General features: G+C 37.6%; 21 protein-coding genes, 3 pseudogenes and 1 riboswitch. Of the genes and pseudogenes, 18 read left to right on the top strand and 6 right to left on the bottom strand.

Annotation, left to right across the window (positions count from 1 at the left end; genetic code table 11):
- Nucleotides 1-93 precede the first annotated feature (93 nt).
- Nucleotides 94-1,242: an alanine racemase gene (gene alr, locus BV906_RS12150; RefSeq protein WP_087973803.1), complete on the top strand. Its 1,149-nt coding sequence runs from the start codon at nucleotides 94-96 to the stop codon at nucleotides 1,240-1,242.
- Nucleotides 1,243-1,365: 123 nt separating this feature from the next.
- Here the strand turns inward: alr and BV906_RS12145 are convergent, their stop codons facing one another.
- The gene (locus BV906_RS12145) at nucleotides 1,366-1,557 is read right to left on the bottom strand and encodes an H-type small acid-soluble spore protein (protein ID WP_087973801.1); all 192 of its coding nucleotides are present in this window, start codon (nucleotides 1,555-1,557) and stop codon (nucleotides 1,366-1,368) included.
- A 161-nt stretch (nucleotides 1,558-1,718) separates the two neighbouring features.
- Between BV906_RS12145 and BV906_RS12140 the strand changes: the two genes are divergently transcribed.
- From BV906_RS12140 to BV906_RS12120, 5 genes are all read left to right on the top strand, one after another.
- A complete protein-coding gene (locus BV906_RS12140; RefSeq protein ID WP_087973799.1) occupies nucleotides 1,719-2,045 on the top strand; it encodes an MGMT family protein in 327 nt (108 codons plus the stop codon).
- Between the two features lie 281 nt (nucleotides 2,046-2,326).
- Complete coding sequence (locus BV906_RS12135; RefSeq protein WP_087973798.1) at nucleotides 2,327-2,719, top strand: OsmC family protein; 393 nt, start codon at nucleotides 2,327-2,329, stop codon at nucleotides 2,717-2,719.
- A 666-nt stretch (nucleotides 2,720-3,385) separates the two neighbouring features.
- On the top strand, nucleotides 3,386-3,952 hold the full coding sequence (locus tag BV906_RS12130) for an NADPH-dependent FMN reductase (protein ID WP_087973796.1): 567 nt from the start codon (nucleotides 3,386-3,388) through the stop codon (nucleotides 3,950-3,952).
- 278 nt (nucleotides 3,953-4,230) lie between these two features.
- Nucleotides 4,231-4,788 (top strand): NADPH-dependent FMN reductase, encoded by a 558-nt coding sequence (locus BV906_RS12125; RefSeq protein ID WP_087973795.1) that lies wholly within the window; start codon nucleotides 4,231-4,233, stop codon nucleotides 4,786-4,788.
- Nucleotides 4,789-4,979: 191 nt separating this feature from the next.
- Nucleotides 4,980-5,606, top strand: a complete 627-nt coding sequence (locus BV906_RS12120) for an NADPH-dependent FMN reductase (protein WP_087973794.1) — start codon at nucleotides 4,980-4,982, stop codon at nucleotides 5,604-5,606.
- Between the two features lie 106 nt (nucleotides 5,607-5,712).
- Here the strand turns inward: BV906_RS12120 and BV906_RS12115 are convergent, their stop codons facing one another.
- Nucleotides 5,713-5,892 carry an H-type small acid-soluble spore protein gene (locus BV906_RS12115; RefSeq protein ID WP_087973793.1) on the bottom strand — a complete coding sequence of 60 codons (180 nt, stop codon included), beginning with the start codon at nucleotides 5,890-5,892 and terminating at the stop codon, nucleotides 5,713-5,715.
- A gap of 56 nt (nucleotides 5,893-5,948) precedes the next feature.
- Nucleotides 5,949-6,068 carry a DUF4023 domain-containing protein gene (locus BV906_RS12110; protein ID WP_087973792.1) on the bottom strand — a complete coding sequence of 40 codons (120 nt, stop codon included), beginning with the start codon at nucleotides 6,066-6,068 and terminating at the stop codon, nucleotides 5,949-5,951.
- A 137-nt stretch (nucleotides 6,069-6,205) separates the two neighbouring features.
- Between BV906_RS12110 and BV906_RS12105 the strand changes: the two genes are divergently transcribed.
- Nucleotides 6,206-7,456, top strand: coding sequence for a YeeE/YedE family protein (locus tag BV906_RS12105; RefSeq protein WP_087973791.1), 1,251 nt, complete (start codon nucleotides 6,206-6,208; stop codon nucleotides 7,454-7,456).
- Between the two features lie 185 nt (nucleotides 7,457-7,641).
- Nucleotides 7,642-8,256 carry a PH domain-containing protein gene (locus BV906_RS12100; protein WP_087973790.1) on the top strand — a complete coding sequence of 205 codons (615 nt, stop codon included), beginning with the start codon at nucleotides 7,642-7,644 and terminating at the stop codon, nucleotides 8,254-8,256.
- 108 nt (nucleotides 8,257-8,364) lie between these two features.
- Here the strand turns inward: BV906_RS12100 and BV906_RS12095 are convergent, their stop codons facing one another.
- Nucleotides 8,365-8,898: a VUT family protein gene (locus tag BV906_RS12095; RefSeq protein ID WP_087973789.1), complete on the bottom strand. Its 534-nt coding sequence runs from the start codon at nucleotides 8,896-8,898 to the stop codon at nucleotides 8,365-8,367.
- Nucleotides 8,899-9,041: 143 nt separating this feature from the next.
- Nucleotides 9,042-9,086, bottom strand: a riboswitch (PreQ1 riboswitch).
- A 157-nt stretch (nucleotides 9,087-9,243) separates the two neighbouring features.
- Here BV906_RS12095 and BV906_RS12090 point away from each other — a divergent pair.
- The 8 genes and pseudogenes from BV906_RS12090 to BV906_RS12055 all read left to right on the top strand — a co-directional run.
- A pseudogene (locus BV906_RS12090) lies at nucleotides 9,244-9,627 on the top strand (POT-type proton-dependent oligopeptide transporter); the annotation flags it as partial.
- Between the two features lie 125 nt (nucleotides 9,628-9,752).
- Nucleotides 9,753-10,175: a pyridoxamine 5'-phosphate oxidase family protein gene (locus BV906_RS12085; protein ID WP_087973788.1), complete on the top strand. Its 423-nt coding sequence runs from the start codon at nucleotides 9,753-9,755 to the stop codon at nucleotides 10,173-10,175.
- Nucleotides 10,176-10,394: 219 nt separating this feature from the next.
- On the top strand, nucleotides 10,395-11,513 hold the full coding sequence (locus BV906_RS12080) for an ABC transporter ATP-binding protein (protein ID WP_087973787.1): 1,119 nt from the start codon (nucleotides 10,395-10,397) through the stop codon (nucleotides 11,511-11,513).
- Entirely contained in the window at nucleotides 11,510-12,454 is a 945-nt protein-coding gene (locus tag BV906_RS12075; protein WP_425435194.1) for a carbohydrate ABC transporter permease, read from the top strand. The genes BV906_RS12080 and BV906_RS12075 overlap by 4 nt, the downstream gene beginning before the upstream one ends.
- A gap of 2 nt (nucleotides 12,455-12,456) precedes the next feature.
- Entirely contained in the window at nucleotides 12,457-13,266 is an 810-nt protein-coding gene (locus tag BV906_RS12070; RefSeq protein WP_087974075.1) for a carbohydrate ABC transporter permease, read from the top strand.
- Nucleotides 13,267-13,350: 84 nt separating this feature from the next.
- Nucleotides 13,351-14,730 (top strand): ABC transporter substrate-binding protein, encoded by a 1,380-nt coding sequence (locus BV906_RS12065; protein WP_087973786.1) that lies wholly within the window; start codon nucleotides 13,351-13,353, stop codon nucleotides 14,728-14,730.
- Nucleotides 14,731-15,035: 305 nt separating this feature from the next.
- Nucleotides 15,036-15,800, top strand: coding sequence for a glycerophosphodiester phosphodiesterase (locus BV906_RS12060; RefSeq protein WP_087973785.1), 765 nt, complete (start codon nucleotides 15,036-15,038; stop codon nucleotides 15,798-15,800).
- Nucleotides 15,793-16,626: a glycerophosphodiester phosphodiesterase gene (locus tag BV906_RS12055; protein WP_087973784.1), complete on the top strand. Its 834-nt coding sequence runs from the start codon at nucleotides 15,793-15,795 to the stop codon at nucleotides 16,624-16,626. The genes BV906_RS12060 and BV906_RS12055 overlap by 8 nt, the downstream gene beginning before the upstream one ends.
- A gap of 51 nt (nucleotides 16,627-16,677) precedes the next feature.
- On the opposite strand, the pseudogene BV906_RS19895 reads toward BV906_RS12055, so the two are convergent.
- Together BV906_RS19895 and BV906_RS12050 are read right to left on the bottom strand one after the other, a co-directional pair.
- Nucleotides 16,678-16,833 (bottom strand): annotated as a pseudogene (locus BV906_RS19895) (SPOR domain-containing protein); the annotation flags it as partial.
- A gap of 15 nt (nucleotides 16,834-16,848) precedes the next feature.
- Nucleotides 16,849-17,457 (bottom strand): annotated as a pseudogene (locus BV906_RS12050) (N-acetylmuramoyl-L-alanine amidase family protein).
- Nucleotides 17,458-17,871: 414 nt separating this feature from the next.
- Here BV906_RS12050 and BV906_RS19495 point away from each other — a divergent pair.
- Together BV906_RS19495 and BV906_RS12045 are read left to right on the top strand one after the other, a co-directional pair.
- Entirely contained in the window at nucleotides 17,872-18,018 is a 147-nt protein-coding gene (locus tag BV906_RS19495; RefSeq protein ID WP_176330338.1) for a hypothetical protein, read from the top strand.
- Nucleotides 18,019-18,171: 153 nt separating this feature from the next.
- Complete coding sequence (locus tag BV906_RS12045; RefSeq protein WP_087973783.1) at nucleotides 18,172-18,612, top strand: GtrA family protein; 441 nt, start codon at nucleotides 18,172-18,174, stop codon at nucleotides 18,610-18,612.
- Nucleotides 18,613-18,614 lie beyond the last annotated feature (2 nt).

The following is an 18,614-nucleotide window of genomic DNA, read 5'->3' as shown; positions in this document are numbered from 1 at the left end:
CGTTGTGAATTCACTTTTTGGAATGGTAAAATGACTAAAAGCGATTGTTCAAAGGGTTCGGTTAAAAAGTTTTAAGTGAAGGAGGAAAACTTCATGAATCATGGAAGTTACCGCGATACATGGGTAGAAATATCCTTGGATGCTATCGAAGCGAACGTAAAATCATTCAAAAAGCATATAAGGAAAAATAGTCGACTCATGGCAGTAGTGAAAGCAGACGGCTATGGTCATGGAGCAGTCGAAGTAGCGAAATCGGCCATTCAATCTGGTGCAGATTATTTGGGTGTTGCTTTTTTGGACGAGGCCTTGAAACTTCGTGAAGCGGGAATCCGTACACCCATCCTTATCTTGGGCTACACACCCCCAACTGCGGTTCGGGAAGCAGTCAAGCATGATATTTCAATCACCATCTTTTCAGATGAATCCATAAAAGAAATTAAGAATGCTGCAGAAGCATTCAACAAAACAGCAAAAGTCCATCTCAAAATTGACAGTGGGATGAATCGGATTGGAATACGTGATCAACAAGAAGCTCTCCGAATTTGCCAATCCATAAAAGTTGCCCCTGAGATCATGCTTGAAGGGATTTTTACGCACTTTGCTGAAGCGGATAACCTTGATTCTACTTATACATATAAGCAGTTTAAACATTTCACAACGGTTATTGCCTATTTGGAAGGACATGATGTGAATATATCAATTAAACATTGTTGCAACAGTGCAGGTACCATTGTATATCCCGAATTCCATATGGATATGGTGCGTGTCGGGATAAGTTTATATGGACTATATCCTAGTGACCAACTAAAGGGGAAAATCAAATTGAAGCAGGTAATGAGCTTTAAAACTAAACCTGTTATGATTAAAAGTCTGGAGGCAGAAGAACCGATCAGCTATGGCTGCACATATACTCCGAATAAAAAATCGACCATTGTCACCTTACCGGTTGGCTATGCAGATGGATTTTCAAGGCAGCTATCTAATACGGGAAAAGTCACTGTTAAAGGCATGAACGCCCCAATTGTAGGAAGAATCTGTATGGATCAGACAATGATTGATGTAACAGCGATAGGTACCATCCATACGAGTGACATTATAACACTATTTGGCGAACCGGCAGATGGTTATATTTCGCTCGGTGAGGTAGCTGATCAAATGAATACAATCCATTATGAAGCAGCATGTCTGATTGGGAAGCGAGTACCACGTGTATATATTCAGAATGGCACCGAAGTATCATAGGGAGAACCTCTGTAAAGTGAGCATTCTCCCCAATAGAAATTATGCAGGTAGCAGAAACTTTAGAAATGAGGAAGTTCACAAATTAAGGGTTAGCCAAAATGCAATTCTGAACAGGCTGTATCGCTATTTTCCTATTTTAACTTCCTCAAGTCCAGTTAACTCAACAGATTGCTCATGATTCATGTTATCAAGTGGAAATACTGTGGCTGTGTTATTAGTTTGGTCCAATGCTTGAATATAGACTGGAATGCCATGGTAATTCACATTGACCATCGCAATCGATTCCATAATTTCCTGTGCACGTTGTTTATCCATGGGATCCTCCTTTGTATGGCTATATGTTATTTTCTGTTGCATATAGTAGAATATACAAAGTAAAATTTGTATATATTGGTGAGTAGTTGTCCTCATTTATAACAATACCTGGGTGCTTTCCTCAATCAAGGGAGAGGCCTGAATAGATTGGAAATAAACAGATGAACCCATTTACAGAAATCGTTATACAGATTATACAGAAAATACCAGCGGGAAAGGTTATGACTTACGGCCAAATTTCCAAACTTGCAGGCAATCCCCGTGCAGCTCGACAAGTTGCGCGAATTCTCCATTCCATGAGCAGGAAGCATGATTTGCCTTGGCATCGAGTCATCAATGCGAAAGGGCAGATCGCCATGAAGGACAACGAGACCCGGTTGGAACAAAAATTACGGCTTGAAGATGAAGGCATTAAGGTAAGTGGGTCAGGGCGTATTGATTTAGAAATATACCAACAGCCTATTAATTCTGATACCTGGGAGATATAACTGACGCTCAAGAGCATAAGTTTACTAATTTTCAATCATTTAAAAATTGTAGTAATTTGGCGGCAATTAATTCTTGGATATAAACAGTCACGTCTCGCTTCAGCGCCCAGACTGATCGACTTCCTTCACTTCGGTACGATAATTCAACATCGTTTCGCTACGCTCCAAAAGAGTTTCCTTTATCACCTACAGTTCAGTTCATACGTCGCAAACCGGGCGCTTGCGCTTTAGCTCTCATTTTCGTTATACTTATGAAAACTAATAAAAGGGTTGGGATAAAGATGGAATTTACGATGCATGAGAATGGCTTTGAGTCTGAATTTGATTTTGGGAAACTAACGATTTCCAGCAATGATGAATTTGGTTTTAGACCTTATGCGCTTTTAGTGTCATCTGTCGCAGGTTGCAGTGGTGGGGTTTTGAAGAAGGTTCTTACTAAAATGCGTATTGAATTTGATGATATCAAAATAGCTGCTGATGTAAAAAGAAACCCGGACGCAGCTGATCGTGTGGAAGAGATTAAATTGCACTTTACTATTTTTGGTAATGACCTTTCCGAAGAAAAAGTGACAAAAGCGCTCGAACTATCAACAAAAAACTGTTCCATGGTGCAATCTGTCAAAGGAAGTATAAATGTTATAGAAACATTCGAAATCAAGAATCCCCAAGCATAAGCTTCGGGTTTTTTTGTTTTACTGAAGCTTTTTGATTAAACCTTGGGACTACGCGCTGCTCATACCATCAAAAGACTTGTAGCTTTTTTACCTCGCAATTTCTATAAAGTGCGAAGATTTCTATCTTCTATCCACAACATCAAAAAAAGTGGCGTAACCGCTGGCTGATTTCCAATAATTGTGTTTTTGCGACCGTCCGGGATCACTCTGGGCGGATGCGCACCTTAGGGCACGGCCTCAGCCCCGAAGAGAAAACCACTCTTCGGGTTTTCGGACACGTGCTGTTCCCGCAGGAGTCACTGCCCTCCGTTCACCCGGACTGGTGAAGCTAAATGAAGAGATTTTTATAACAATCACTAATGCAGTTATTAGTTTTTAAAATTTAAAATAGATAGCAGTTAGTTCGCATTTATATCGACTTTCGGGGTAGATAACAACAATCTATACGAAAATAGCCAGACCGAAAGAAGAGAGGCCTTTAAGATTTACATCCATAAGAACAATTCAACGTAACCCGAAGTATAATGGAATAAGTACTTATATGGAAATGATGTATTTGCAGGCATTATTTTGTATTTCAATAAATTGAATCGGTATAATGTGATTGGAATGTTTTGAAGGATATATAACGATCACAATAAATAGTTTTTTCGAGGAGGGTTAACATTGAAGATAATAGGAATTTCCGGTTCCATTGTTGGTTCAAAAACCCGGATAGCCGTGGAGCGGGTGTTAGATAAAATCAAGGAGCAGTTTTCAGATGTTGAAGTGGAACTTATTGATATGAAAGGATATCAATTGGTTTTCAGTGATGGTAGGGATTACCGTGATTATACAGGTGATACCAAAACTATTTTGGAAAAAATAATGGCTGCTGACGGGTTTATTATTGGTACGCCTACATTTCAGGCTTCCATACCAGGAACATTGAAGAACTTGTTTGATTTACTGCCGATGGATGCCTTCCGCGATAAAGTAGTCGGAATCGTTTCAACGGCTGGATCAGCGATGCATTACTTAGTTGTTGAACAGCAATTGAAACCGATATTAACATATATGCTTGCTATAGTTGTTCCGAAATATGTATTTATTGAAGAAACGCATTATCACCTAAAAGAAATCGTTGATGATGAGATTATCTTCAGACTCGACAGACTAGCAGAGGATACAGTCTATTCCTTAAAGGCAGCAATCGAAATAAAGAAGGCAAAAGAATCAGCATATCCCTTTTAATATATCATGCAGGATTTCTCTCCGACTAAGTAGAAATTCTGTTTTTTCTTGCACTGATAAAGGGTGACTTTTAAGCAGTTAATAAATTATAGCTGCTTTGTTACTGTTACTGCATAGATGCAACTATGGTGCCCGGCTAAAATTTGTCGGTTACTATTTATAACTTTATAATAAAAAAGAATTAAATGTATTGCAATAACCGAAAAAAGGTGTTATAGTTTAATTAATTAAATATACTTTAATTAAAAGTAACGGTATTGAAAATAGGAGGAAATTATATGTTAAAAATAGGTATTGTTTTAGGTAGTGTTCGTCAAGGACGTAATGGGGAAGCAGTTGCAAAATGGACTTACGATTTCGCAACAAAACGAAATGATGATGTAGAATATGAAATCGTAGACTTGGTTGATTATAAATTGCCATTCCTTGGTGCTGCACTTCCTGAAGCGCAACAAGCAGAAGCTGAAACAGCAATCAAAGCATGGTCTGATAAAATAGCTTCATTTGACGGTTATATCTTTATTGCACCAGAATACAACCATGCAGTAGGTGGAGCATTTAAAAATGCACTTGACTACTTGAATCCAGAATTAAATAATAAAGCAGCTGGTTTTGTTGGATATGGCAGCTTAGGTGGAACTCGTGCACACGAAAACCTTCGCCTAATCCTTGGAGAATTACAAGTTGCAGATGTACGTACAGCAGTAACATTCTCATTAATGACTGATTTTGTTAACATGAGCGAATTCAAACCGGCTGATTTCCATGAAGCGAATGCGAATGAAATGCTTGACCAAGTAATCGCTTGGAGCGGCGCTTTAAAAACAGTACGATAAGATTAGATAAGAAAAGTTATGCCTACAAGGTAAGGAATACTTGGTATAAAAATAGCTGTGAGAAGAAATAAACAAAATATTTTTCTTTAACCCGGCTTTCGAGGGCAGTTTACCCCGTAACAATTGCGATAATTCACCGTTGTTAGTTGGGAAACTGCCCTTTTAATTAATAAAAAAAGGTGGTACTCTACATGGGTTTTTTAGATAAATTATTTGGTAAATCAAATAAACATAAAGAAGAAACAGTAGTCAAAAAGGAAAAATTAAAAATAGCTATCGTTCAAGGCAGTGTACGCGAGGGACGCAATGGGGAAGAAGTTGCTAAATGGGTATATAATTTTGCAATAAAGCGTAATGATGACGTGGCATATGAAGTAGTTGACCTTGCGAAATACGACCTACCAATGCTTGGGGAAGAACTAACGGAAGCAAATCAAGTTGGATCAGAAACAGTAATCAAAGCTTGGTCAGAAAAAATGGCTTCTTTTGATGGGTATATTTTTATAACACCAGAATATAATCACGCAATTGGTGGGGCATTGAAAAATGCACTAGACTATTTAAAACCTGAAGTGGCTAACAAAGCAGCTTCATTTGTAGGATATGGCAGTTTAGGTGGTGCTCGTGCACATGAAAACCTTCGTCTAATCTTAGGTGAACTTCAAGTAGCAGACGTACGTACAGCACTAACATTCTCACTAATGGCTGATTTCGAAAACATGAGCGAATTCAAACCTGCTGATTATCATAAAGATAATGCAAATCTCATGCTTGATCAGCTTATTTCCTGGACTGGTGCATTTAAATCATTACGATAATATAAGAGGTTAAAGGTTGTCCTAGTGGCAGCCTTTTTTAGTTGATAGGAAACCACCATGGCGGGCGTTATCATGATGGTTTCCTATCTACCTAAGTTATATACAGTTACTGCTCAATCAGGTTTTCTATTTGTACATCGAATTCATTCTGAGGGTCGTCCAATGGATAAATACGCGCAAGTTGTTTTTGTTCGTCAACATGCTGGATGTATATTTGTTCCCCATTGTACATTACCGTTACTAAGTTAGGCGATTGTACGATTTCTTCCGCTCTTTGAGTGTTCATAGGATAACCTCCATGGACTTTATAAATTTTATTATTTTATAGTATTCAACTGTTAGTTAATGCCTTTTATTCGGCAATTTTTTTGCTGGATCACCATTACCTTGGCGTTTTTTATTTTGTAGGTCCTTTTTCTTCGTATCATTGAATTTCTTGATAAATTCATTTGTATTATCCATTCGGCACCTCCTTTATACAGCAATTATAGTTAGCTTTTCCCGTGGCATCTGAAAAATGCATACTTTACATTTTAATTAATCTGGAGTAATATAATATAAATCCAACCAAGTAAATTGGTTAAGGGGGTCTTCAGAGAATGGAACAAACTTTTGTTAAAGAAAAACGTTTTAATTTCAAACCGACAACCGTTATAACGGATCTCAACCCAATGCAAAAACCACTCATGACAGTGGGGGTTATTATAGCAATAGCATTATTAATTGCGACGATTGCTGTGGCAGGTTGGGTTCAAGGTGTTTTATATATTATTGGAATTGCACTAGGTGCTACATTACTTCATGCCAGATTCGGATTTACTTCAGCCTTTCGCAGGCTTGCATCCGTAGGGAATGTACAAGGTCTTCAGGCACATATGGTGATGCTTGCAGTAGCAACAACATTATTTGCAATTATACTTGGAACAGGTTTTAGTTTTACGGGAGTATCACCTTCTGGATATGTATCTCCTGTAGGATTGAGTGTCATTTTCGGTTCCTTTATTTTTGGAATAGGGATGCAGCTCGGTAATGGGTGTGCATCAGGTACATTGTATAATTTCGGTGGTGGTTCATCCTCAATGATATTAACGCTGATTGCTTTTATTATCGGATCAACCATTGGAGCATATCATTTTACATTTTGGATGGGTACACCCGCTTTACCTCCAATTTCGTTGGCAGAATCCACAGGTTTCGGTTTTTTTGGTGGCTGGCTCGTTCAGATGGCATTATTTGCGGTAATCTATGGAATAACTGTTAAGATTGCCAAACGGAAAAATCCCCCTTCAATGAAACCACTTCCGACTACGAGTGGTTGGAAGAAGGTTTTCAGAGGTTCATGGCCGCTCTTTACTGCGGGTATTATTCTAGCAATCTTAAATGCTTTGACACTGACTGTCAGAGGCCAACCGTGGGGAATTACATCTGCATTTGCTTTGTGGGGCGGTAAGGCACTTCAATCGGTTGGTGTTGACGTTACGACATGGGGTTACTTTTCAGGTGCAGCAGGTGAAGCATTGTCGCAATCGGTATTGGCTGATTCAACAAGTGTCATGAATTTCGGTATTATACTTGGAGCTTTTATCGCAGCAACAGCACAAGGGGCTTTCAAACCTAAGAAAATTAAACCAGGAGTTGCTGGAGCAGCAGTTGTTGGTGGCCTTCTAATGGGTTATGGGTCACGTTTAGCATTTGGCTGTAATATTGGTGCCTACTTTGGTGGGATTGCGTCATTCAGTCTTCATGGATGGGTCTGGGGAATAATGGCATTACTTGGAACCGGTTTGGCGTTGTTTATAAGACCTTTATTTGGACTGAATAATCCAAAAAAGTCAGATCAATTTTGTTAATATAGTGAATATATAAAACCCCAGTCCGGGAAAGCATTGTATTGCTCTTGGATTGGGGTTTTTAAGATAATTATTATATCTAAGCTATGATAATATATTTCGATATTGAGATTATGATAGAATATAATCATAGAAGGATGTTAACTTATGCATTAATCTAATCTACTCATTAAAGGAGACAAAGTATGTTAAAAAAACTAGCTTCCGACGCATTAGGGTTATCAGACATTGGAAAGATTATTGAGCCACAGGATTATGATAAAACAGATGCAGATGACTATGTTAGACATGAGGACAATGAGGAAATTTACTTTTTAATTATGACGAAAGCAGATGAATATTGCTTTACTAATTTGGCATTGATTCATGTGGACGGTGAAAATGCAGCATCTTCCAAACGTACGATGAAGCGCTATCCATATTCTCAGCATACGATTTCAAATGTTCTTCTTGAAACAGCGGGAAAAATTGACCGAGATATTGAGATTAAATTTTCTTTGGGTAACGAAGTTTTTAGTATTGATGTTCATAAAGAGGAGATTGACAAGCTGAAAGATCTTTATAAAGCATTGCTGTATATTTCAGAAAAAATGCATGATAATAGTGTAATGCTTAATATGGCAGGTCAGAGTCTGGATAAAGCAGTATCCGTTCTGCAAAATTCAAGAACTTCTGAAGCAGATCTTGCATCCCAATATAAGCAACTGACAGAGTTTGGATTTTCCTGGATGGAATCAGCTCGTAAAGACTATCATCAAAAAGATTTTGGAGCAGTTTTCAAGAAATATATTAATAATTAAACCTGTAGGGACAGCTATTAATAAGCTGTCCCTTATTAATAGCTAGATTCACAAATAGATATAAAAAAGCGGGAATTCCTAAATGAAATGAATCTCTATTTTCTCTAGTCAACTTGCAAATTCTGTGCGAATCGTTTTTGATGATTGAAGGATAAGCACACCGACAAATTGCATGATAACTTTAATAAAAATCTGCCCCAGGATTGCCATCCAGACACCTTCCCATGGCACCATTCCAGCACCTAATGGTGATAAACCAATAATCACAAAAATAGTTGAATCCAATATTCCGCCAACAGTGCCACTATATAATACCCGGACACTCATCGATTTTTTGACACGGGAATAAATCTCGGTATCAACGGTTTCGGAAACTAGAAAGCTAATGGCGCTAGCAAAAACGATCCATAATGTATCGCCTAACAAATAACTGGAAATAGCAGATAGAATTAATGCAGTACCAATAAACAGGTATGTGTTTCGCTTGCCGTATTTATTCTGTACCATATCCCGTAAAATAAATGTTAAACCAATCAGAAATGACCCCCAAGGAATAATGAATACACCGAGATGTAACGGGGCGAACTTTGCCGTAATAACATTCGCAATAATAATTACAATAAGATAAAAGAATATTCGCATGTTCGTGCTCCTTTTTATCGCTTTTCAATGGGAACACCTACTGCAAGTGTGAGGATTTTAGCAGAACAGTTCTCTCTATAAATAAGTCTAGGTAATATAAAAAAAGGCAAATAAAAAACTATATCCTAAAGAAAGATATAGCTGATTCTTTAGTTTTTTATAGAGGGTTGTTCTAGAACCTCTCCCGCAAAGCAGGTATTAAATTGATTAGTCTATTATACCATAGATTTTTACGAATTCCACATACATTTTGGAGAATATAAAGTAGTGTGTTACGGAATTATTTATAAAAAATTTTAAAATCCAGATAGTGTTTCCAAGGCTTTCATATGAACATTTCCATTTTTCTACATTGGTCTCATGTTTGCAGGGCTTTCATTTATCGTCATGATTTTCCCAGCATTAATCAATGGAACGGAAAGCTTAGTAAGTCCGCTATGGCTTGTTTTTAGCTTTTTCCTTGTTGTGCTTGGGGAACTGCTCTTAACACCAGTTGGTTTATCCGCATCCACGAAACTTGCACCAGCTGCATTCGCGGCCCAGATGCTGAGTCTTTGGAATTCATCCAATGTCTCAGCACAGGCAATCAATGCACAGGTTGTTCGTTTTTACTCGGTAGAAACGGAGGCAATATACTTCGGGGTAATCGGTGGGTTTGCCATACTACTTGGAATTATATTGTTAATTATCTCTCCAAAACTGAAAAAGTTCATGAGAGGTATCAATTAATTTTATTTCTTAATAATGAAAAGGGTGGCTCAAACATGAGCCACTCTTTTCATTATGTGCTTGTTGTTTAATTTTACATAGAAAAGGAATAATAAATATATATGAATATAAAGGAGTGTGTTAATTTGAGTCAGGAAGAAATTAAATCGACCGTTGAAAAAATTTTTAAAGAAAGCCCAGTCGGAACAATGGCAACTGTGAAGGGGAATAAGCCCCACTCCCGATATATGATGTTTTTCCATAGAGATTTGAAACTTTACACTGCAACAAACAAGAATACTGATAAAACAGATGAAATTGAGGACAATCCTTATACACATATTCTAATTGGGTATGAAGGGGAAGGATTTGGAGACGAATATGTGGAGTATCAGGGTAAAGTTTCATTCAATAATTCTGATGAACTGAAGAAGGAACTTTGGAATGACGATATGAAATTATACTTTGAAGGACCGGAAGACCCAGAATTCACTGTTTTAGAAATTGAACCAACTGATATCCGTCTAATGAATAAAAAGGGCAAGCCATCAAAAGAATTGGCAATTTAAAGTTAAACGTAATATGGAAATAGGAATTTCAGAGGGGAAACTCTCTGGAATTCCTATTTTTTATTCACCGATATATCCTTATTTCTAAGTTTGGAAGTATTAAGACAACGTAAATGTTGTTAATTTTCTATAAGATAATTGTTAGGATTTAGTAAAATATCCTTTTTTGAAAGAAAGATATGCTTTAATAGAAATGCTTAAGCAAGGAGGAACAGGAAAATGAGCCAAGTGGAGTTAGTAGGTATTTCCAAGTCGTATGATAAACAAAAGAGTGTCTTAAATGAAATAGATTTATCCATTGAAGAAGGGGAATTTTTCGTTCTTGTTGGGCCCTCGGGTTCTGGAAAGAGCACATTGCTTCGAATGATTGCAGGACTTGAGGAGATTACGGGAGGCACATTAAAAATTAATAGTAATGTTGTTAATCATCTCCCGCCAAAAGATAGAAATTTGTCCATGGTTTTTCAAAACTATGCATTATATCCGCATTTATCGGTTGAGCAAAATATTCTTTTTGGCTTAAACGCAAAGAAGGTAGATAAGAAGGAACAGCGGAAGCGATTAGTAGAAACTGCACAAATGATGGGGTTGGATGAACTGCTGAAACGAAAACCAAAAGAGCTATCTGGTGGTCAAAGACAGCGAGTCGCACTCGCAAGATCTGTCGTCAGTGAAGCACCTCTTTGTTTGATGGATGAGCCACTTTCCAATCTGGATGCAAAATTACGTGCACATATGCGGGTGGAAATTCGCAGGCTTCAGAAAAGGCTAGGTTTAACAATGGTCTATGTAACACATGACCAGGTAGAAGCAATGACAATGGGTGACCGAATAATGGTGTTAAATGACGGGAAGATTCAGCAAGTCGGTAAGCCAATAACACTTTATAATGAGCCAGCAAATTTATTTGTGGCATCCTTTATTGGGTCCCCGAAAATGAATTTGGGAAAGGCTGTTTACAAACCAGATTTAAGACAGTTAATGATCGAAGAAAAATTAGCGATTGATGTTGATTCTACGTATTTAGACATCTTATCTATACATAAAAACTTGACGATTGGAATTAGGGCAGAGCATATTTTTCCTTGTGTAGATGAGAAGCAGACACATCAACTTGAGGTTGTGAATGTAGAGCATCTAGGGAATGAAACTTCTATTGCCTTCGATATCGGCTTAGAACTATGGACGGCAAAGTGGCCCGGTCAATGGGATATTAACGTAGGTGACTCTGTTCCAGTACATATTACAATGGAAAATTTTTGTTTTTTTGATACAAAAACAGGAGAGCTAATCAGATCTGCAAATGTTGGCAGAAAGCAAGAGGTTGCTGCCATATGAGTATGAGCAACGCAGTAGTGCGAACAACCGAGTTGAAGCAACTTGATTTTGAACAAATCAAAAAGAAGCAGCGAACAAAAAGCTTTTTGAAAGGAATGATGTTTTTACTTCCTTCCATTGTTTTATTCAGTATATTTTTGTTCTATCCGCTACTTCGTACGATCTATTTAAGTTTTTTCCTTACCGATGCAAAAGGTGTAACGACTGTCTTTGTTGGTTTTGATAATTTTATCAATATGTTTAGCTCGCCAATATTTATACAAAGCATTCAATCAACCTTTCTATTTGTCCTATATACGGTACCTGTAACCATAATTATAAGCTTATTTCTCGCGGTTATTGCTAACGAGAAATTAAAGGGAATTGGGTTCTTTCGGACAATCTACTCATCGACCATGGGAATTTCTGTTGCAGCAGCATCCGTGTTCTGGCTGTATCTGTTTCACCCAACAATTGGGATGCTAAATGTTATTTTAGGTACGCTAGGATTTGAAAATATTGGATGGTTAACAGATCCAACATGGGCATTGATAGCTGTGTCGGTGACAACAATCTGGATGAATATCGGATTTACATTTTTGATTCTCCTTGGTGGGTTGCAGTCCATTGATACTTATCTCTATGAAAGTGCAGATATCGATGGTGCGGGTTATTTCTACAAACTTAGACGTATTACGATACCGATGTTGTCTCCAACATTGTTCTTTGTAGTTACGGTCACAATCATTAATGCCTTTCAAACATTTGGGCAGATCGATATTTTGACCCAAGGCGGACCGCAGAATACAACAAACCTAATTGTATATTCCATTTACAGGGAAGCATTTGTGAATTATCAGTTTGGATCTGCAAGTGCCCAGGCAGTAGTCCTGTTTATCATCATTTTACTGATGACATTGCTACAATTTAAATTTGGTGAAAGGAAGGTTCATTACCAGTGACAATGCCAATCAGTAAGAAAATAATTTTTTATGTATTACTGGCTGTTTCCGGAATAATTGTATTTGCACCAACCCTCATGGCATTCATGATGAGTTTTATGTCAAACAAAGATATTATGACCGGAAGCCTTCCAACATCACTATCTTTTGATAATTATGTAAAAGCATTTGGTCAGTTCCCATTACTGAAATATTTATTTAACAGTTTTTTTATATCGATTATAATTATGATTGGACAATTGTTGTTATCGAGCCTGGCTGCATATGCTTTTGTGTTTCTGGAGTTTAAAGGAAGAGATCTACTATTTTACTTATTCATTGCTACGATGATGGTTCCATTTGAAGCATCGATTATCCCGAACTTTCATATTATCCGTGATTTGGGATGGATTGATACATATCAAGGGCTGTCTGTACCATTTTTTGCAATGGCATTCGGAACGTTTTTACTGAGACAAAACTTTAGGCAAATTCCGAAAGAGTTAAGAGAGGCAAGTCAGATTGCTGGCATGGGTGATTTCAAATTTTACTTAACAGTTGTACTACCAGTCGCTAAAACAAGTCTGATCACACTTGGTGTCTATGGATTTCTAACATCTTGGAATATGTATTTATGGCCATTGCTTTCTACAACAAATGATAGTGTGCGTACCGTACAAATTGGGCTAAAACAATTACAGACACAGGAACAGTTGAATGACTGGGGTGTCATCATGGCAGGCGCGATTATTGTTGTCATCCCAACTCTGATTCTATTATTCCTTGGTCAGAAAAAGCTGCAAAAAGGGCTAACGGAAGGTGCGTTAAAGTAACAAGGATCTCTTTTAATTGGTGTAAGCTCCCGCCTTGCCGGGATAAAATAACTAGATTCATAAATAAAAAGGAGTGTTAGAAGAATGAAGAAGTTACTCGCGTTACTTATGTTAGGTCTTGTATTGTTTATCGCTGCATGTAGTTCTGAAGGTGAAGCATCAGAGGATGATTCAAGTGCAGAAGCAAATGGGTCGTCAGAAGAAACAAGTGAATCTAGTGAAGCAGATGGTGAAAAACAAACTGTAACATTCTGGCATTCTATGGGTGGAGCTGGACAGGAAGCATTGGAAGCAATTGTGGATTCGTATAATCAGTCACAGGGTGCTGTTCAGGTAAATGCCGAATATCAAGGTACATATGATGAAGCTTTAACAAAGTTTAATGCTGTTGCAGGTACCGATAGTGCACCAACAATGATTCAAACATTTGAAATTGGAACAATGTCCATGATCAATAGTGGTAATATCGTACCAATTCAAGAATTTGTTGATGCAGATGGCTATGATATGAGTGGATTGGAAGAAAATATTGTAAGCTACTATTCATTAGATGATACATTCTATTCTATGCCATTTAACTCTTCTACACCTGTCATGTACTACAATAAAGATGCATTTGAAGCTGCAGGTCTAGATCCAGAAGCACCACCTGAAACGTTTGAAGAAGTAGAAGAGGCAAGCACCAAGATTGTTGAGTCCAATCCGGATATGAAAGGTTTTGCATTGCAGGCATATGGTTGGTTATATGAACAATTACTGGCAAACCAAGGTGCATTATTATTGAACAATAACAATGGACGTACAGATACTTCTACTGAAATTGGCTGGACAGAAGAAGAGGGAAAATCAATCTTTACATGGGTAGAGAATATGGTTAATGATGGAACTTTTGCTAACTATGGTACAAATGGTGATAATATGATGGCTGGTTTCCTTGCTGGTGATGTATCCATGTTCTTGCAATCATCTGCAAGCTCAAGAGACGTTATCGATAATGCGCCATTTGAAGTCGGTATTGGATTCTTACCACATCCTGAAGAGAAGGAACGTGCTGGTGTTGTTATTGGTGGTGCAAGTCTTTGGATGATCGATGGCAAACCAGAAGCAGAAGAACAGGCTGCATGGGATTTTATGAAGTATTTACAAACTCCGGAAGTTCAAGCAGAATGGCATGTGGGAACTGGATACTTTGCAATCAATCCAGCAGCATATGAAGAGCAGACTGTAAAAGATGCTTATGAAGAAATGCCACAGTTACAAGTGACTGTTGATCAATTACAAGCAACAAAGCCATCTTACGCAACACAAGGGGGACTAATGGATATGATTCCTGAAGGGCGTAAGATTATGGAAACAGCACTTGAAACAGTTTACAATGGCGGAGATCTAGATGAAGCATACAATACTGCTGTCGACCAATTCAATGGTGCAATTGAACAGGCAAATGCAGCGAGAGGCGAATAACAGGAAGTATAGTTAAAAGGGAATAATCCAGCCATTGCTGTTTTATTCTCTTTTCTATAACAAAAGCTTAAAGCTAGGTTAGCGACGTATAGACATATCCTTTACCCGGTGGAGATAAGGAAAACCGGGGACCTATAGGACGTAGGGCAGTTCGGTGTTGCGACAGGACGTCGTGTTTTTAACCGAACATCCTATTCTTTTACCGATGTTGACTTATCGGACGTGGCTGTTTATGTGTGTAAGTTAATTGCTGTCAAAACTTTATAATATCTATTTTCTATAACAATGAAAGGGAAGTGATTTCTATGACGGAAACGAAGGTATATGGCCATCGCGGCAGTATGGGGGATTATCCAGAAAACACATTGCTAGGGTTTCATGAGGCTATCAGGCAAGGTGTGGATGGTATTGAATTGGATGTACATATGACAAAAGATGGTGAAATTGTTGTCATTCACGATGAAACATTGGACCGAACCACGGATGGTACTGGCTTTATTAAAGATCTTACATTAAATGAAATTAAGCAATATAGTGCTGGTGGTAATAAGTATGAGCATTTTTCAAAGTTTGATAGTGCCTCCTGGTCGGTGGAGCAAGTTCCTACATTAAAGGAAGTACTCGAGTTGCTGAAGCCATATAATATTGAACTAAATATTGAATTAAAGACCTATGTATTCAATTATGAAGGAATAGAGGAGAAAATCCTCTCGTTAGTTGAATCGTATGGAAATGGGCGCAAAACAATCTATTCTTCCTTTCATCTACCAAGTATCTTGCGTATAAAAGAATTGAATCCTGCAGCAGAGATTGCATGGCTTCTGAATCAATCTGTACCATTGCTGCAGGACTACCTAAATGAACTTCAAATTGATGCCTTGCATATAGAGAAGAACCTCGTATTAACCAATGTCCATCAGTGGAAAGATTTATATGACAAGATACGTGTTTGGACGGTCAATGGCAATGATGAAATGAAGCAATTATTAGATTTAAAAGTTAATACCATCATGACTGATTTCCCGGAAAAGGCTCTCTTCTTCAAAAGTGAGCGAAAGGCATTTGTTTAAGATAATAACCATCCCTTCCCTGTTTTTTCTAGTTATAGGCTTGATTATCTGGCTTAATCCGGGGGAAGTCGATACAGCAACGCCGATGGTTGATTCACCAAAAGTGATTGCCCATCGTGGTGCCAATGATCAATATAATGAAAGTACTATTCCGGCTTACGAGATTGCTGCCAACTATGGTGTTGATGCACTTGAAATAGATCTTCGGATGACTGAAGATGGAGAGCTTATCGCCATGCACGATGTGTCGATTGATCGTACGACAACCGGGACAGGGGCCGTTTCTGATTACAAACTAAACGAAATAAAGGATTTTCAGTCAGTGGAAGTCTTTAGTAATCAAACTATTGTAGAAGAAATTCCAACATTAAAAGAAATTATGGAAGTTTTTTCAGCTACCGAACATTATTATATTGAAACAAGATTGGTTGACGGGAAGCCTGTGATGGAAGAGCCTTTAATTGAGATGTTAAATGAGCATGAGCTAATTTCTAAAGGATTAGTTACTATTCAATCATTCTCCCAAATAAGCTTGGAGAGAATTCAAGAATTGGCTCCTGAGATTCCTTTAACATTTCTCTTTGGAAAAGGGAAATTCAACCTGAAAAAGGCTACATCTGTCGACTATCCAATTATAGGCATCGAATCAACGGATGTAACAAGAAGAATTGTAAAGGAATTACACAAACATGGAAAAGAAGTGCATGTGTTTTTTACTGACTTGGATACACAAAAAAATGAGCAAGAGCGGGTAAAATTTTTGGGTGTAGATGGTTATTTTACAGATTATATTGCATTTACGAAAGAGTTATTGGGGAAAAAGTAAAAGGGGAGGAAAGTTCTCCCCTTTTTACGCTCTTACTTATTGTATAATGTATCACTCTACCCGCGTATCCCTAACTGTCCGTAAATGAATTTCTGCCTGTTCCTTATTTGTGAATGCACCTGCCTGGACAAGATACGAATGTACTCCTGAAATAGTTATACGGTCTGCAAAGGCATCAATCCCTTTTGAATGTAGAAAAGATACCCGGTTATCAGCATTATTCTATAATTGAAAGGAACTCGCGATAATCTTGTACAGACTTCCTGTATCTATACCTATGTCATTTCCTCTTCGCCTTAGATTAAAAGCCTTTGCCAACCCATTTACATGGCCCTCGGCAACACATTGTTTCCATGTGTTCTTTTTCATCAATGCAGCATCAACAGGGTGATCGATAAAGCCATTTTCTGATAGAAAGGCAGGCATTGTGGTTTCGCGTAACACATGAAAATTTGCCATCTTTTCCCGCGGTTTCGTAACTGATTTACCTTTACGAATTCCTCATGCATGATATTCTGAATTTTTCTGGTTTTTGAGTCTTCAGTTAAACTGTTATAAATGAAGTCTTCATACCCCCTCAGCTATACAATTACAGGCATTTCAATGGATGGATAGAAAATAATCAGCTCTGAATGTGTTTGCTTCATCAGTTCGTTGGCGTAAACTTTGATTACTATCATCTGTGCAGCTCATACGGATACTAACATTCTCGTAGTCACTGGATAAGATATCGCGTATTCCTAAAGCGATATCTAAGACAACATTTTTCTCCTTTAATCCATTTGCTGAAGCACCTGAATCTGTTCCGCCATGACTTGGGTCTAAATAAATTTTATTGGCTATCTCCTCCTGATATATAGTGATTAGTTGGTGTATTTATTCATAAATAAAATAAATACGACCCTTCATAAATACAATCGAATAGAGATTATATTTGGGGGTGAATAACCCGGAGAATTATTTTCTAATAAATTTCCATTACACATATAAGTGAACAGATACAAGCGGATTTATTCGGAAAGCAGTAATATTTACGAATGTAATTTGCTCTGAAGATAACACCGTTTGGTTCACTTGCAACAATTTTATGTCTCATGTTCTGTCGAAAAAGGGAGTTAAAATTCATTAGAACGTATTCTCTCATCGTGGTTAAATCAAGATCTACTCTCTACGTACAGGATACAAAACGCATAATTCGCCCCACTTCGACAAAACTAAGGATAATAAGTTGGAGGAGGCATATAAATGAGCAATAACGATAAGAAGCATAACAATCAGTTTAAGGAAAATGAAAATTCCGGCGAGCAGCGTAATGGTCGTAAAAGCCAGTTTAAGAATCATAACTCGAAAAGTGGCGAAGCACCGAATGAGTATTTGACGGACAGAAAATGAAAAAGGTGTGGATCATTACGTTGATCCACACCTTTTCTCCATTTTGGGAAAAGTAGCCTGTGCTATCTGCAGTTGTCAAATTAGATAGTGAAGTGGGCAAGTTTATGATAAGATAGGCAAAAAATAAACTTTAAGAATCAGGTGTCATTTAATATGGTAAATAAAAAAGAGACTACATTTCAGGTAATGCAGTTCAGCGCCATCGGGGGAATGAATGCACTTATTGATATTGGGATTTTGAACCTTCTTCTGTTCTTTTGGCCTACAAGTGATAATCAATTACTTATTTTATATAATACAATTGCCTATACGTTAGCTGTTACAAATAGTTATTTATGCAATGCCAATCTGACATTCAGGAAAAAGTCGAGTAAGAATAAAAAGGAACTAATTTTTTTCTGTCTACAGGCATTAGTAAGCCTTGGTATCAGCAACTTAGTATTTATTGGTGGAATCGCTTTACTAGGATCTTTCCCAATACCGGCATTTGTGCAAAATAACATTGCCAAAAGTGTTGCAATGTTTTTATCTTCAACAGCCAGTTTTTTCTTTATGCGCTATTTTGTTTTTCGACAGAAGGGTACCGAAAGTTGAGT

Origin of the sequence: Oceanobacillus rekensis (assembly GCF_002153375.1) — a bacterium.
Classification (GTDB): Bacteria; Bacillota; Bacilli; order Bacillales; family Amphibacillaceae; genus Oceanobacillus; species Oceanobacillus rekensis.
The sequence above is the reverse complement of the archived record's forward strand: the minus strand, read 5'-3'. Positions and strand labels throughout refer to the sequence as shown.